This window comes from Nakamurella sp. GG22, assembly GCF_052976845.2.
Genome location: NZ_JBRIIO020000079.1, coordinates 1 through 273, shown reverse-complemented (window position 1 = coordinate 273; position 273 = coordinate 1). Strand labels below are relative to the sequence as shown.

The window sequence follows — 273 nt, the reverse complement described above, 5'->3', positions numbered from 1 at the left end:
CTTGCCCGTCACCGTCATCGGGAAGGACTCGACGAAGCGCACATAGCGCGGCACCTTGTAGTAGGCGATCTGGCCGTCGCAGAAGGCGCGGATCTCCTCGGCGTCGGCCTGCATGCCGGGGCGCAGGATGATGCAGGCGCACAGCTCCTCGCCGTACTTGGCGTCCGGCACGCCGACGCACTGCACGTCCAGCACCTTCGGATGGCGGTACAGGAATTCCTCCACCTCGCGCGGATAAATGTTCTCGCCGCCGCGTATCACCATGTCCTTGGA

The 273-nt window shown here is 64.8% G+C and carries 1 protein-coding gene; it reads right to left on the bottom strand.

Features of this window, described 5'->3' with window-relative positions; genetic code table 11:
- On the bottom strand, positions 1-273 hold a 273-nt coding region (locus ACVBEQ_RS28065), incomplete at both ends, for an AMP-binding enzyme (RefSeq protein WP_447156730.1).